Source organism: Streptomyces venetus, assembly GCF_039540295.1.
Taxonomy (GTDB): domain Bacteria; phylum Actinomycetota; class Actinomycetes; order Streptomycetales; family Streptomycetaceae; genus Streptomyces; species Streptomyces venetus.
Genome location: NZ_BAABET010000003.1, coordinates 769,364 through 783,803, shown reverse-complemented (window position 1 = coordinate 783,803; position 14,440 = coordinate 769,364). Strand labels below are relative to the sequence as shown.

Genomic DNA, 14,440 nt, shown 5'->3' with positions numbered 1-14,440 from the left:
GCGGGCTTGATCACGGACAGTGGGGCGGTCGAGGTCAGTCGCGTTTGCAGATGCGGTCCAGCAGGTTCGCGGTGGCGCGCTGGATGCGGGCGTCGACGTGGCCGGGGCGGTCCAGGGCGGGTGTCCAGGCGAAAGTCCCGGATGCGAAGACCCAGGCGCCGGAGGGCGCGCGGTAGAGGGACGTCTCCTGGTGGCGGGTGGCGCCCTCCCTGTCGGTGTACGGGGAGTGGGCGAGCAGCACGCGCTCCTCGTGCTCGGGCAGCGGGGTGCGCGGGAAGTAGCGGTCGGCCTCGCCCGCCACCAGACCCTCGATCTCGTCCCCCTCCTCCGCACCGGTCGCCTCCCACAGCCAGTGGCCGGCGTTGCGCACGATCAGCGGGTGCGGCTGGGGGACCTGTCCGGCGTACTGGATGCCGATCAGCTGCTGCTCCGCCCGGTCGATCTCCCGCCACAACACCGGCTTGCCCGGGCCTTTGCGCTTGCGGCAGGTCAGCAGCCGGTCGGGCACGCCGGAGGGGGACGGGCCCAGTTCCACCTGCCAGTACATGGAGTTGGCGGAGAGGAAGACGAGCGAGGTGCCGGCGTCGCGTGCGAGCTCCGCGGTGGCGCGCATCGCGGCCGACCAGTACTCGTCGTGGCCCGGGAAGACCAGGCCGCGGTAGTGGGTGGGGTCGACACGGCCCGCGTGCAGGTCGCCGGCGGTGGCGTAGGCGACGTCGTAGCCGTAGCGCTCGGCCCAGCGGACGAAGTCGTAGGCGTGGCCGACGTGCAGGGGGAGGCCCGCGCCCGCGTACGGGCGGTCGAAGGAGACCGTGGTCGCCGCGTCGGCCTCGCTCAGCAGCCGCCCCTTCTCGTCCCAGGCGTGGTAGAGGCTGGCGCCGGTGCGGCCGTCCTCCGGGTAGAGGTTGTACGCCTGCCAGGTGATGTCGGGCAGGACGAGGAGCAGGTCCGCGGGCTGGTCGTGGCGGACCGTGAAGGGGACGTGGGAGCGGTAGCCGTCGGCGGTGGTGAGGACGGCGACGTACGCGCCGATGTTCCAGTACGAGGGGATCTGGAGCCGCCAGGACAGCCACCAGTGGTGGCAGGAGACCGTACGGTCCGCGGTGAGCGGCGTGGGCTGCACGATGCCGGACAGGCGCGGGCTGGTGGTGATCTTCGCGGCGCCGTCACCGCCGTAGTGGCCGATGCGGTAGATGTCGACGCCGAACTCCTGGGGCGGGTCGACGGTGATGTGGAAGTCGATGGCCTCGCCGGGGGCGACCGCGCCGGTCGAGGTGAAGCCCTTGATCTGACGGTGGATGTCGTCGGCCGCGCGGGGGCCGCCGGAGCGGGTGCCCTTCTTCGACGCGTGGGGCTGGTCCTGGTCCACGTACCAGGGGACGACCTGGCCGGTGTCGTCGAAGTACGTCACATTGCCGCGCAGCCACGGGACGGGGCCCTGTCCGAAGGGATCTGTCACGGCGTGCGCCTGCGCTCCCGACTCCCAGCGGCGGGTGGTCTGCTCCGAACCCATGGTTGCTTCCCCTCCCCTTCGCCCCCGTGGTGGTGCGTACTCGTGTGGTGTGGTGCGTACTCGTGTGGTGTGCGCACTCATGTGGTGGGTGCGCTGTATGCGCTGTGTGCGGTGCCTGCGTGCCTTGCGGTCCGAGCGGTAGTGGCGCGCTTATGTGTTTGTCGTATGTCGCACGCCTTTGCCATGCACGAGAACGGTCCAAGCACATCACATAACGCGCGCACTTCGTTACTGTTCGTTTCGAATTGGCCAGAAGCGGAAGCTGTAGCTCCGGGCTGGGTGGCTCGGCCGGGGGAGGCGGGTCAGGCGAGCCGGACCGGCTTCTCCGGCCGTATCCCCAGCTCGGCGAGCCAGGCACGCAACGGGGTGGGGTCGCCCTCCTCGATCAGGGTGAGCACCTTGGGTGTCAGATCGGCGGTGCGTTCGCCGTTGTGGAGGAGGGTCGGGCCGTCCAGCCAGTCCAGGCCCGGCGTCGCGTCGGCGGTGTCCATCGCGGCACAGCAGACCATCGCGGTGAGGTGGTCGGCGAGCAGTTCGCGGGCCGTGCGCGGGGGCTGGAGCGGGAAGAGGGGGAGGTCCCGGTCGTCCCAGAGGGCGGGGTCCGCGTGGGTCTGGGAGCCGACGGGCGATGAGGGGCCGGGCGATGAGGGGGCGGAGGGGTCGGAGGCTGTGGACCGGCCGGTGGTCGCGGCGGCCTCCTCGCGGGCCAGCTCGGCGCTGAGTCCGGCGGCCAGGGCGGCGCTGTGGGGGGTGGTGCCGGAGAGGTCTTCCTCGTCGTCGGGGGGTGGCTCCGGGGATCTGGCGGGGAAGGGGGTGGTGGTCGGGGTGTGGTTGGTGTGGTCGGACGGGTCCGTCAGGTGGTCGGTCTGTTCCGCCAGGTGATCAATCCGGCCCGTCAGACGGTCGGTCCGGTCCGTCAAGTGGTCGAGGACGCGGGACAGGGTCGGGCCGCCGGTGTCCGACGCCGCGCCCCCCGGGGCCGGGCGGACGCCCATCGCGTCCAGGACGCGGTGGAGGCGGGCCGCGTCGATGCGCCACTTGCGGTCCACCACCTCGTCCGGATACTCGCTCCAGCCCACCGGCGACCAGTCGGGTCCGGGCCCGGCCGGGCCCCCGTGGAAGAGGCGGGCGGCGAGCAGGGAGGCGGCCTCGTCGATCGTGCCCGGCTCCTCCAGCAGATCGCAGGCGGGACGCTCCCCGAGCCGGGACGCGAACCCCTCGGCCAGGCGGTCGCGCCGGGACAGCTCCGTCAACGCCGCGACGACACCCGCGTCCAGCCGGGAGGGCCAGCGGCCCATCCGCCAGGCGGGCAGCGCGACCCGGGTCAGCAGCCGGTCCCAGCCCGCGTACGCCAGGCCCACCTGCTCCTGGGCGACGATCCGCAGTCCGTAATCCACAGCCTGTGCACGCTCCGCGGCCGCGGCCGCGACCCCCCGTTCCATCTCGCCGGCAGGAACGCGGCAGCCCCGCAGCAGCAGCCGCGCCGCCCAGCCGACCCCCGCCAGCACACCCCGCGACACCGGCCCGCGCTGGGGCGCCGAGGCCACGGCGACCGCGGCGTCCAGCCCCCGGAGGAAGCGCCGGGCGGCGGCTATGTCCGGGTGGGCCGCAGGGCCCGTGCCGGCCACGACCGGGGCCAGGACCGCGCGCAGTTCGCCGACCCGCATCCACCACAGGAACGGGGAGCCGATGACCAGGACCGGCGCGACAGGGTGCCGGCGGTGCGGGTGTCTCCCCGCGCCCGCTATCTCGTCGTGCTGCTCGGCGGGGGGCGGTCCGTGGGCCCGGTGGGTGCGGTCCTCCAGCCAGCTGTCGCAGTCCGGGGTGAGCGCTATCGCGGAGGGCGCGGGGACCTCGAGGCGGTCGGCGAGGTCGCGCACCATCCGGTACAGGTCGGGAGCCGCCTCCTCGGCGATCGCGACCGTCGGACTCATGGCGGGACGGGCTCGGGCGATGACCAGCGCGACACCGGCGGCGGCGAGCAGCACCAGCGCGGCGAGCGGCGTCACGACCCAGCGGGCGGCCTCCCAGCCGGGGCCGACGAGACGGTCGGTGGCGGCGCCCGCGAGCAGGATCACCGCCACGGCGGCGGGCAGCAGGGCGACGGCCAGCGCGCGGCTGCGGATGCGCAGCACCATCAGCGCACGTGCCCGCGCGATCTGCGCGCCTGCCTCCACACCCATACCGGTCACGACCGACCTCACCCCCTCCCCGTTGACCTGACCCTTGCCTTGCTCACTCCCCCACTGTGGCACCCGTCACTGACATCGCAATGCCGATGGGCCAAGTGCCGGAACGCTTGCGCGGCACCCTAGTTGGGGCCTCGCTCCCCGTCAGCCGGATAGGACATCGGTCACTCGATGGAATGGCTTTGGGGAGAGGTGAATGACAGACAGCGAAGGTCAGGCCCACGAATACCGAAAACTTCAGGCCTCGGATCCTGAGACGGATCCGAGGCCTGTGAGGTTCACCGAACGGGGGCGTTTACCCCCTTCGGGCGACGGGCGAACTACCGCGCGAATGGCCGGTTACGCGCCTTCCTGTTGGGCGCCTGCCGCCCTGTTCGCGCCTGCCGCCCTCTTACGCACCTGCTGCCCTGTTACGCGCCTGCCGCCTTCGCGGCGATGTCCGTGCGGTGCTGGGAGCCGTCGAGGTGGATGCGGCCGACGGCGGTGTAGGCGCGGTCACGGGCCTCGGCGAGGTCCTGGCCGGTGGCCGTGACGGACAGGACGCGGCCGCCCGCGCTGACGATCGCGTCACCGGACCGCTTGGTCCCGGCGTGCAGCACGTACGCGTGCGGGGCGTCCTGCGCGGCGACCTCGTCGAGACCGGTGATCGGGTCGCCGGTGCGGGGAGCACCCGGGTAGTTGTGCGAGGCGACGACGACCGTCACGGCCGCGTCGTCGCTCCAGCGCAGGGGCTCGAGGTGGGCGAGGTTGCCGGTGGCGGCGGCCATCAGGACACCGGCCAGCGGCGTCTTCAGCCGGGCCAGGACCACCTGGGTCTCCGGGTCTCCGAACCGGGCGTTGAACTCGATCACACGGACCCCGCGCGAGGTGATCGCGAGTCCCGCGTAGAGCAGACCGGAGAACGGCGTGCCGCGGCGGTTCATCTCGTCCACGGTCGGCTGCAAAACGGTCTGGAGGACCTCGTCGACCAGCTTCGGGTCGGCCCAGGGCAGCGGGGAGTACGCGCCCATGCCGCCGGTGTTCGGGCCCGCGTCGCCGTCCAGCGCGCGCTTGAAGTCCTGGGCGGGCTGGAGCGGCACGACCGTCTCGCCGTCGGTGACGGCGAACAGGGAGACCTCGGGGCCGTCCAGGTACTCCTCGATGACCACGCGCTCGCACGCGGCGGCATGCGCCTTGGCGGCTTCGAGGTCGTCGGTGACGACGACGCCCTTGCCGGCGGCGAGTCCGTCATCCTTCACGACGTACGGGGCGCCGAAGGCGTCGAGGGCCGTGGCGACCTCTTCCGGGGTGGTGCAGACGTACGACCGTGCCGTGGGCACCTCGGCCGCCGCCATGACGTCCTTGGCGAAGGCCTTGGAGCCCTCGAGCTGCGCGGCCCGGCCGGACGGCCCGAAGACCGGGATGCCCGCCTCGCGTACGGCGTCGGCGACACCGGCGACCAGCGGCGCCTCCGGGCCGACGATCACGAGGTCCACGCCGAGCTTCGTGGCCAGCGCGGTGACGGCCGTGCCGTCCAGGGCGTCGACCGGGTGCAGCTCGGCGACCTCGGCGATGCCGGCGTTGCCGGGGGCGCAGTACAGCGCGGTGACGTCGGGGTCGTGGGACAGGGAGTGGCACAGGGCGTGTTCGCGGGCGCCGGTGCCGATGACGAGGACCTTCACGGGGTCAGCCTAACGGGAGGCGCCGGGTTTCCTTTGTGCGGGCTTCCGAGGGGGGTGGGGGTGTGGGCTTGGAGGTTTCTCCAAGAGAGGGTGGCCGAGCTGGGCTGCTCGCTGGCTCCGGGCTACTCGTTCGAGAATTCCTCGACGACCGTCGCGCCCAGTTCCCGGACGATCAGCTCCTGGCCGGAGAGGGCCGACTCGTCGAGGTCGGGGTCGTCGTCCTCGGGGATGTCGTCCTCGACGGACACGTGCCGTGGCTTCGGGGCGGCGGGCTGGGCAACGGGTGGTGCGGTCGGGGCGGGAGCGGGTCTGCTCGACTCCTGGGCGGGGGCGGACGGGGCCGTCGACTGGGCCGGGGCCGGGCGCTGGGCGGTCGCCGTACCGCCGCCGGTGCCACTGCCACCGCCGGTGTCGTAGCCACCCCCGCCGGCGTTGTAGCCGCCACCGCCCCCGCTGCCGCCGCCGGTGTAGCCGCCACCGCCGCCGTAGCCGCCGTTGCCTCCGCCCTGGCCGCCGCCGAAACCGGAGGGGCCGGCGCCCTGGGCCGGGGCGGGCGCGGAGCCGCCGGAGGGGTCGACGACCGCCTCGATCTTCCACTGCACGTTGAACTGCTCGCCCAGCGCCTGCCGCAGCACGTCCTCGCTGCCGCTGCTCAGGAAGTTGTCCCGCGCGCCCGCGTTGACGAAGCCGATCTGGAGGGTCGTGCCGTCGAAGCCGGCCACCTGCGCGTTCTGGCTGAGCAGGATCCAGGTGAAACGACGGCGGTTCTTGACGGCTTCCAGGATGTTCGGCCACAGCTGGCGGGGGTCGAGACCGCCGGTGGGGGCCCGGGCGGCCGGGGGTGAGGGCGGGGCGGCGGCCGGTGGGGTGCTGGGTGCGGAGGCGCTCGGGGCGGACGGGGCCGGGGCGTTCGCCGCCGGTGCATTCGCCGCCGGGGCGCTCGCGCCGGGTGCGCCCGGGGCCGCCGTGGGCCAGCCGCCGGGGCGACGGCCGCTGCCTGCGGAGGCCGCGGTGGGCCAGGCGCCCGGGGCCGGGGCGGACGGGGCCGACGGGGCGCCGGGAGCGGACGCCGGCTGAGACGGCTGGGAGGGCTGGGCAGGCTGGGAGGGCTGGTTTGCCGCGCTGGTGGCGGGGTCGGAGGCGGCCGGGGCGTCGGCGGAAGCACCGGGACCGCCCGGGCTCCCGGAAACACCCGGGGCGTGTCCCGCAGGTGTGCCCGGCACCGACGGCGTCGCACCCGGCCCTGGCGCGGCGGGGCCACGGACGGCCGCCCGGGCCGCGGCCGGGCCGCCACCCGGCGGAACGGGCGCGCCCCCCGGAGCGGCGGCGGCTGCCGCACCATGTCCCTCGGGCCCCGGCACGTACCCCATGGAGGGCATACCGGCAGGACCCTGGGCGGAGAAGCTCACACCGCGCTCGATGCGATCCAGACGCGCCATGACGGACCGCTCGTCGCCGTAAGCGGCGGGGAGCAGGACGCGGGCGCAGATCAGCTCCAGCTGGAGACGGGGCGAGTTGGCGCCGCGCATCTCCGTCAGCCCCTCGTTGACGAGGTCGGCGGCCCGGCTCAGCTCGGCGGCGCCGAAGGTGCCCGCCTGGGCCTGCATGCGCTCTACGACGTCGGCGGGGGCGTCGATGAGCCCCTTCTCGGCGGCGTCCGGCACGGCGGCGAGGATCACCAGGTCGCGCAGTCGCTCCAGCAGGTCGGCGACGAACCTACGGGGGTCGTTGCCGCCCTCGATGACGCGGTCGACGACCTCGAAGGCGGCGGCTCCGTCTCCGGTGGCGAAGGCCTCGACGACGGAGTCGAGGAGGGAGCCGTCGGTGTACCCGAGGAGGGCGGTGGCCATGGCGTATGTCACACCGTCCGCCGTGGCACCGGCGAGCAGCTGGTCCATGACGGACATGGAGTCACGCACGGATCCGCCGCCGGCCCGCACGACGAGCGGGAGCACGCCGTCCTCGACCGGGTTGTTCTCCTTCTGGCACACCTCGGCGAGGTAGTCCCGCAGGGTCCCGGGCGGGACGAGCCGGAACGGGTAGTGATGGGTCCGCGACCGGATCGTCCCGATGACCTTCTCGGGCTCGGTGGTCGCGAAGATGAACTTGAGATGCTCCGGCGGCTCCTCGACGACCTTCAGCAACGCGTTGAAGCCGGCCGACGTGACCATGTGGGCCTCGTCGATGATGTAGATCTTGTACCGGCTGCGGGCGGGCCCGAAGAAGGCCTTCTCGCGCAGGTCACGGGCGTCGTCCACGCCACCGTGGGAAGCGGCGTCGATCTCGATGACGTCGATGGAACCGGGTCCGTTGCGCGCGAGGTCCTGACACGACTGGCACTCACCGCACGGCGTGGGCGTGGGCCCCTGCTCGCAGTTCAGGCACCGGGCCAGGATCCGCGCGCTGGTCGTCTTGCCACAGCCACGGGGCCCGCTGAACAGGTACGCGTGGTTGACCCGGTTGTTCCGCAGCGCCTGCTGCAACGGGTCGGTGACATGCTCCTGCCCGATGACCTCGGCGAAGGTCTCCGGGCGGTAGCGGCGGTACAGAGCGAGAGACGACACGCTTACGAGGTTATAGGCGCCCACTGACAACGGAACCCGCCCGAGGTACCCGGCCCGGCCGAGTCCCTGGAACGCAGACGCCCCCCACGCACCCGCCAGAGCCAACCTACCCTTGCTGCCTTCCGGCCCTGGGGGAGTTCAGTCAGATAGCGCCGCGTGAGGGGCTGCGCCAAGGCTACCTGATGTCAGGGGCGGGGAACGAGTTCGCGAGCACTCCTCTCGGTCATGTAATGTTTCCGGCGGAGGATTCGCCTAGAGGCCTAGGGCGCACGCTTGGAAAGCGTGTTGGGGGCAACCCCTCACGAGTTCGAATCTCGTATCCTCCGCCAGTGCCTCACCGGGCACGATGTCGAAGGGCCCCACCGTTCGCGGTGGGGCCCTTCGACGTTGTCCGTCTCAGTTTCCGTCTCAGTTGGTTTCCGGGAGCTCCCACAGCGCGTCGCCGACCTGCTGCGCGACCTTGCGGAGCATGGTCCCCGTCACGTGCATGTAGCGGGCGCGCATCCGAGCCGCTCCCCCAGGCTCCCAACCCATAATCGAGTCGATCACGACGTCCGGGACGCCGAGGATCAGGAGCACGGTCGCCGCAGTGTGACGAGCGTCATGGAGACGGCCGTCCCGCACGCCAGCGTCCCGCAGGAGCCGCTTCCAGGTGTGGAAGTCGGTGTTGGGGCTCAGCGGCCCGCCGGTCGGGGAGGCGAACACGTAGCCCTTACCCTCCCAGTCGGCACCGGCCGCGATCCGTTCCCGTTCTTGCGTCTCCTGGTGCTGGCGGAGAATCTTGATCAGCGGGTCGGGCAGACCGATGGTGCGCCGCCCAGCACGCGACTTGGTGGACTTGTGCTCGCGGCGGGTCTGCTGCTTCTGAGGGCAGTAGCCAGCCTTCCGACCGCAGGGATCGTCCCCACAACCGTGGGCGTACTTGGGGCGTAGACGGTTCTTGCGGATGCGGACGTATCCCGCGTCCAGGTCGACGTCTTCCCAGTGGAGCCCGAGCGCCTCCCCTTGCCGGAGGCCGAGCGCCAGGGCGACGACCCAACGCGCGCTGTTGCGGAGTTTGGCGGCCTCGACCAGGACGCTCTGAACCTCTTCGATCGTGAACGGCTCGATGTCCTCTTCTTCGAGTCTCGGAGCCTTGGCGATCTCAGCGGCGTTGGTGGCGACATGCCCGCGCCTCTTGGCCTCACCGAGGGCGACCCGGATCGTCCGGTGAGCGTGGTGAGCGGTGCCGGCGGAACTCCCGGCTTCCTGCATCCGCTGGTAGAAGCGCTCCAGATGTTCCGGCTCCAGGCGGTCGAGCTTGTGAGCACCGAGGCCGGGGACCAGGTGCACGCGTACGTCGACCTCGTAGCCGTCGTACGTGTTCTCGGAGACGTACGGCTTGGCGATGTTCTCGACCCAGTGCTCAAGCCAGGCCTGGACGGTCCAGCTCTGCCCCGGCTTCCGGAGCTTCTTCTCGTCCCGCGCCCGCTCCATCTCGCGGACGGCCTTGGTCACGGCGGCCTTGGTCTTGCGCTCGATGTGACGACGGTCCGGCTTGCCGTCATCGCGGAGGCCGACCGTCACTCGTCCGTGCCATTTCCCGTCCTTGCCGAAGTAGATCGACGAAGCGCCGTTGGGCTGTCGTGTGCGCTTCTTCTCTGCCATGACTTCCCCCTCAGGCCGCTTGGGCGGGTCGGTGGCGCAGCTTGGCCACGTAGGCGGGTACGGCGTCAGCAGGGATACGGCGAAGCCGCCCGACCGTCACCGACTCGATCTCTCCGGCCAGGACCAGCCGGAAGCACGTCGTACGGCCGATGCGGAGCCGCCGGGCCGCCTCCTCGACGGTCAGCAGGACCAAGGCAGGATCGTGGCGCTCAAGGGCGGTGGCAGGGGTGCGGGGCTCATCCATGGGTCGGTTCTCCTTCCGTGCCGGGGGCGGGTTCGAGGGATGCGGCCAGCCAGGCTTCGGTCTCCGAGAGGCCAGTACCGGCGAAGACCCAGTGCGCGAGGACGTACGTCGTGTCGAGCTCGGGGCCGGTGGCTGCGGCGGCTTGGGCGCGGCGCCATTCGGCGCGGGCGTCGCGGAGGGCGCCGAGGGTGGTGGAGTAGCGGCGGGACTTGGTGGAGAAGTGGCCGCGGAATCCGAGCATGTGGGCCCAGGCCCGCAGGCGGAGGTGTTCGAGGTCCTTGCGTGCGCCGAGGAACCAGGCGGTGCGGATCATGCGGCGGGCGTGGTTGTTGATGTCGAACTGGGCCAGCTCGGCAGCGAACTTGAGCGGTCGGTCGAGAGCTCCCGTGGCAGTCTCGGCGCCCTTGGTGGCGTACTTGGCGATGTACGCCGCTACGGCCCGCTCGGTCAGCTCCTGGCCGCCGTCGAAGTCGGCCGAGCGGATGGTGCGTACGTCGAGTTGGCGGCCGAAGGTGAAGGCGTGGGCGCGGCCGTCGATGATCGGGCCGTCCACGTGAACCTTGGCTGCCGCAGCGCGGATGGCGTCGGTGAGCAGCTCGGCCGTGGCCCAGGGCGGGGGCGGGGTGTCGCCGCCGCTGGGGCCGTCGATGCGGATGACGGCGTGGAAGTGGACGGCACCGCGCTTCTGGTACTCGGCGACCTTGGCGAAGGACACGCGGGCGTGCTCGCGGAAGCGCCGCTGGGAGAGGCCGGCGCGCTTGGCGACCTCTCGGCGCAGGTAGGTGGAGAAGCGCCGCCAGAGTGGACCGGCGTGGGCGTTCCAGAGGACGGCGGCTTCGTAGTCGTAGGTGTCCGGGTCGAGCGCGGTGCCGAGTGCCTCGTCGTCCTGGTCGTGGTGCGTGCCGCAGCGGCAGGGGCGCCCGCTGGAGGGGCGGTTGTGGACCGGGCCGAAGCTCGGTGCGGTGAAGGTGGCGAAGACGCGAGGGTGGGCGGCGACATGTTCCGGGATGCCCTTGCCACCGCGCAGGCCGGAGGCGATCAGGTGGAAGGTGTCGCGGCGGTAGACCTCGGCGCAGGCGGCGCAGCGGGTCGTGCGGCGGTTGTTGCAGCGGACGAGGAGCTGCCCGGCCGGGAGGCTTGACGAGTCGAGGCGGTGGAGGACGTTGCCGATCTCGCCGGTGCGGGTGTCGACGTCGTACTCAGTGCGGTGGCCGTCGAGGCGGATCGGGTGGGTGCAGCCGCCGAGTCCGGAGAGCTGGCGGAGGATACCCGGCAGTGTGCCCTGCGCGGCCAGGTTCACGAGTTCCGGAAGTGGGGCCGGAGTGGTGCGGGTGAAGATGACGATTCCCCTTCTGACTGGCTCGGTCTGGAGGAGCGGCCCCGGGGCGGCGTAATGCTTGGTCGTGTGCCGCCGCCCCGGAGGCCAGCGCGTTTCAGCCGCGGTGGTGGTCGCGGAGCATGGAGCGCAGGACGACGGCGGCCACGGCAACGGAGATGGCCGTGACGGCTACGGCGGCCAGGAGCGCGGTGAAGACGACCCCGCCAACGACCAGGGCGACGACGGTCTTCTGATCGATGGAGACCGACGGGAGCGAGCGCCGTACGGGCACAGGTGTGTCGGTCGGGGTGTGGGTGTGTGCGGGCGGCGGGGTCGGGCTGTCGGGGTACTTGGGCAGGAACACGGCCGGGACTCCTTATCTACTCGTCTAGGTGTGTGAGCCGTTTATGACGGTCACGCCGGAGCGCGTGCCGGACTCGATGGCGGGGGCGAGGAAGGTCTGCGAGAGCCAGAAGCCGAAGAGCGCGATAAGCACGACGACCCAGGTCCGGACGCCGAGGAACTTGATCGCTCCCCAGGCGAAGAAGCCGAGGACGACGACGAGCGGCAGGCTGACGGTCACGAGGGCGGGTCCTTTCAGCGGACGGGGCAGCGGTGGGTGCGGGCGGCCAGTTCGGCGGCGGCGCGACTGTCGTAGTCGGCGGAGAAGCCGCAGCGAGGGGCCGTGCAGGCGGCGGTGTGCTTCTCATGGCCTCGGCCGTCGAAGGAGGTGCCGACCTGGACAGGGCCGATGCGGTTGATGTCGCGGAAGCGGCGGTTGGCTGCCATGAGCTGGTCTCCCATCAGAGGTGTGCGGCGATGGCTTCCGCCATGGGCGCGGGTACGCCGAGGCGGGCGCGGAGAGTCGGTGCGTCGATCGGGGCGCCGGTACGGGTGTGGTGTTCCGCGGCGACCTTGCGGGCGTGCTCGACGAGGGCGGCAGGGACAGGGACGGCAGGCCGTTCGGGCGGCGGCTCGATGGCCGGTTGCGTGGGCGGTTCGGGTTCGGGGACGTCCTCTTGGTCCTTGAACTCCCTCGGCTCTTCCACGTCGTTGACGGTCGCTGTGGGCGTGGAGTGGGCAAGGAGGGTGCCTCCGAGGAAGGCAACCGCAGGCCAGCCCGCGACGAGGATGCGTAGCCAGGCCGGAACCTGGCCCAGGTCGAGCAGGCCGGCGGTGGCCACGTTCGCGCCCAGGGAGGCTGCGAGCGCGATGACGAACCAGCACCACCCAGCCGCTTTCGCCTCCCCCGAGCGCAGCCGACGCCAGGCAGCGACAAGCAGCAGGTCGACCGAGATCGGGTAGGCCCACGCTTTCCATCCGTCCTGCCCGGCGGCCGAGGCGACGTCGTGCAGGTGGGCGAAGGACAGCGCGGCAGCGATGACGGCCTGGATGAGCACCGCGTCAACACGGGCCAGTTGGGCACGCACGAAGCGACTCCTTCCGGATTCGGGCTGGCGGGGGTAGGGACTTGGCGCGAGACGGTCACGCCGACCGGGGTTGGTGGAAGAGGGTCAGCCCGTGGCGGGACGCGGCTCGTCGATCAGCGCCGGACCTTCGACCGGACGGGCGGCCACGTCGGGCCGGAAGGGCTTGAGCGCGGGCATGTCGGGGACCAGGTGCGCGGACTCGCGGCAGGTCTCGGCGGCATTGCCGAGGGACAGGTACGGCGTACGGATGCGGGACCAGCCACCGGAGGTATCGCCCGCCACGGCCAGACCGGGCCGTTCCGGAGCGATGGCACAGGCGGCCGAGACCGCTTCGGGTGCGATGTCGCCGAGCGCCATCTTCGCGGAGGCTTCATCGTTCACTCGGTGGCAGACGCGGCCGGTCAACTGGGCTCGCAGCATGGTCGCGCCCTTGCCCAGCTCGGCGCCGAAGCGCTGTCCGCAGACCTCCAGGTAGATCCCGGCAGCCCGGCCGAGTTGGGCGAGCCGGATGAGTTGGGTGACCATCTCGTCCCGCCGTTCCTCGTCCTTCCTGGTGGCGACTAGGAAGAGTTCGGCCACCTCGTCGACGAACAGCACGACCGGCATCGGGCGTTCGTGCTCGGGCAGCCCCCAGATGTCTGAGGTGATCTCCTCGTCCGGGGTGTCGGGGGCGATGCCTTGCCGGGCCTTGATCAGGTCGTATCGGTCCTCCATTTCCTTCACGAGTACGGGCAGCAGCTCGGCAGCCTGTTCCGGATCGGTCGCCAGCGCGGAGAGACGGGAGGCGAAGGGCGCCAGCTCCACACCGCGCTTGCAGTCGATGCCGACCAGGGCAACCGGCTGAGGGGCGAGTCCGGCGATCAGGTGCCGGAGGTACATGGACTTGCCCGACAGGGTCGCGCCGAGGGTGAGTTGGTGAGGGACGGTTCGGTAGTCGCGTACAAACGGCATGGCGTCTTCCCCCAGCGCCACAGGCACCCGAAGGAACCCGGCGTCCGCCTTGCGAGGCATCCGCACCCGCCGCAGCACGTCGAAGCCGACCAGCCTCAGTTCGACCACACCAGGCTTGACCGTCGAGACGTACACGGCGTGAACGCCCCAGGCATGCCGCAGCCGTTCCGCCGAGGCGGCGACGTCTGCCGGTTCCTGCCCCGGCGCGAGCCGCAGACGGAGCCGCAGCCCGGTCGAGGTGGGCCGGATGATGCCCCGACGCGGCGGTACGGGCCGGACCTCACGGCGAGTGGTGGCCTTGACCGCCAGCATCCGCAGCCGGGACGGAGCCACCGTCAGCCCGCAGGCCTCCATGACCGAGCCGTACGAGCTGAGGAGCCGGGCCGTGGATATCGGCAAGCCGACCGTGGACCAGTACACCCCGGGATGCTTGGCCCGGGCGTAGGCGGCCCCGCCGCCGAGCGCGGCGACAGGACCACCCACCTCCAGGAACGTCGTCAGATCGGACATCAGGCAGCGGCCCCGGAGGCGGCCGGGAACGCGGCCGGAGTCACGGCAGCGGCGCGGAACGCGATGCCGTGACGCTGCTGCCCGTTGAACACGCTCTCCCACGGACGGGCCACCAGACCCGGCAGCGAGACCGGAGCACCGAGCGTCAGCCCTTCCGCCACTCCGCTCTCAGGGACAGTGACCTTGATCAGCGACGACTCGCCGTCCTCCAGGTAGACGACGCCCATCGTCATCAGGGCTTCACCGCTCATGGCGTCCTTGGCGATCTCGCCCGTCTGCCGGTCACGGACCTTGGGCTCGGGCGCCTCGGTCAGCAGGATCGTTGCGGCCGAGGTCTCCACACGGATGGTGCGCAAGATTCTTTCCCATCTACTCGTCTATACAAGATGCGGCGTTCGAACCCGATCTCCGGG

The 14,440-nt window shown here is 71.7% G+C and carries 13 protein-coding genes, 1 tRNA gene and 1 other RNA gene; 1 reads left to right on the top strand and 14 read right to left on the bottom strand.

The window, feature by feature from the left end:
* Nucleotides 1-34: 34 nt before the first annotated feature.
* From ABEA82_RS13445 to ffs, 5 genes are all read right to left on the bottom strand, one after another.
* Nucleotides 35-1,513 (bottom strand): N,N-dimethylformamidase beta subunit family domain-containing protein, encoded by a 1,479-nt coding sequence (locus ABEA82_RS13445; RefSeq protein ID WP_345661638.1) that lies wholly within the window; start codon nt 1,511-1,513, stop codon nt 35-37.
* A 302-nt stretch (nt 1,514-1,815) separates the two neighbouring features.
* A complete protein-coding gene (locus tag ABEA82_RS13440; protein ID WP_345661723.1) occupies nt 1,816-3,696 on the bottom strand; it encodes a hypothetical protein in 1,881 nt (626 codons plus the stop codon).
* Nucleotides 3,697-4,112: 416 nt separating this feature from the next.
* On the bottom strand, nt 4,113-5,363 hold the full coding sequence (purD, locus tag ABEA82_RS13435; RefSeq protein ID WP_345661637.1) for a phosphoribosylamine--glycine ligase: 1,251 nt from the start codon (nt 5,361-5,363) through the stop codon (nt 4,113-4,115).
* 122 nt (nt 5,364-5,485) lie between these two features.
* Nucleotides 5,486-7,927, bottom strand: coding sequence for a DNA polymerase III subunit gamma and tau (locus ABEA82_RS13430; RefSeq protein WP_345661636.1), 2,442 nt, complete (start codon nt 7,925-7,927; stop codon nt 5,486-5,488).
* Between the two features lie 73 nt (nt 7,928-8,000).
* Nucleotides 8,001-8,095, bottom strand: an RNA gene (gene ffs / locus ABEA82_RS13425) — signal recognition particle sRNA small type.
* A 73-nt stretch (nt 8,096-8,168) separates the two neighbouring features.
* Between ffs and ABEA82_RS13420 the strand changes: the two genes are divergently transcribed.
* Nucleotides 8,169-8,256, top strand: a tRNA-Ser gene (locus ABEA82_RS13420).
* A gap of 79 nt (nt 8,257-8,335) precedes the next feature.
* Here ABEA82_RS13420 and ABEA82_RS13415 read toward each other — a convergent pair.
* From ABEA82_RS13415 to ABEA82_RS13375, 9 genes are all read right to left on the bottom strand, one after another.
* Nucleotides 8,336-9,574 (bottom strand): tyrosine-type recombinase/integrase, encoded by a 1,239-nt coding sequence (locus ABEA82_RS13415; protein WP_345661635.1) that lies wholly within the window; start codon nt 9,572-9,574, stop codon nt 8,336-8,338.
* 10 nt (nt 9,575-9,584) lie between these two features.
* Nucleotides 9,585-9,818 (bottom strand): excisionase family DNA-binding protein, encoded by a 234-nt coding sequence (locus tag ABEA82_RS13410; protein WP_345661634.1) that lies wholly within the window; start codon nt 9,816-9,818, stop codon nt 9,585-9,587.
* Nucleotides 9,811-11,112: a replication initiator gene (locus ABEA82_RS13405; protein ID WP_345661722.1), complete on the bottom strand. Its 1,302-nt coding sequence runs from the start codon at nt 11,110-11,112 to the stop codon at nt 9,811-9,813. The genes ABEA82_RS13410 and ABEA82_RS13405 overlap by 8 nt, the downstream gene beginning before the upstream one ends.
* 139 nt (nt 11,113-11,251) lie before the next feature.
* Entirely contained in the window at nt 11,252-11,500 is a 249-nt protein-coding gene (locus tag ABEA82_RS13400; protein WP_345661633.1) for a SpdD protein, read from the bottom strand.
* Between the two features lie 24 nt (nt 11,501-11,524).
* Nucleotides 11,525-11,719 (bottom strand): hypothetical protein, encoded by a 195-nt coding sequence (locus ABEA82_RS13395; RefSeq protein ID WP_184598030.1) that lies wholly within the window; start codon nt 11,717-11,719, stop codon nt 11,525-11,527.
* A gap of 14 nt (nt 11,720-11,733) precedes the next feature.
* Nucleotides 11,734-11,925 carry a mobile element transfer protein gene (locus ABEA82_RS13390; protein WP_345661632.1) on the bottom strand — a complete coding sequence of 64 codons (192 nt, stop codon included), beginning with the start codon at nt 11,923-11,925 and terminating at the stop codon, nt 11,734-11,736.
* A 14-nt stretch (nt 11,926-11,939) separates the two neighbouring features.
* Nucleotides 11,940-12,566 (bottom strand): DUF2637 domain-containing protein, encoded by a 627-nt coding sequence (locus ABEA82_RS13385; protein WP_345661631.1) that lies wholly within the window; start codon nt 12,564-12,566, stop codon nt 11,940-11,942.
* An 84-nt stretch (nt 12,567-12,650) separates the two neighbouring features.
* Nucleotides 12,651-14,027: an FtsK/SpoIIIE domain-containing protein gene (locus ABEA82_RS13380; protein ID WP_345661630.1), complete on the bottom strand. Its 1,377-nt coding sequence runs from the start codon at nt 14,025-14,027 to the stop codon at nt 12,651-12,653.
* The gene (locus tag ABEA82_RS13375) at nt 14,027-14,383 is read right to left on the bottom strand and encodes an SCO3933 family regulatory protein (RefSeq protein WP_345661629.1); all 357 of its coding nucleotides are present in this window, start codon (nt 14,381-14,383) and stop codon (nt 14,027-14,029) included. The genes ABEA82_RS13380 and ABEA82_RS13375 overlap by 1 nt, the downstream gene beginning before the upstream one ends.
* Nucleotides 14,384-14,440: the final 57 nt, after the last annotated feature.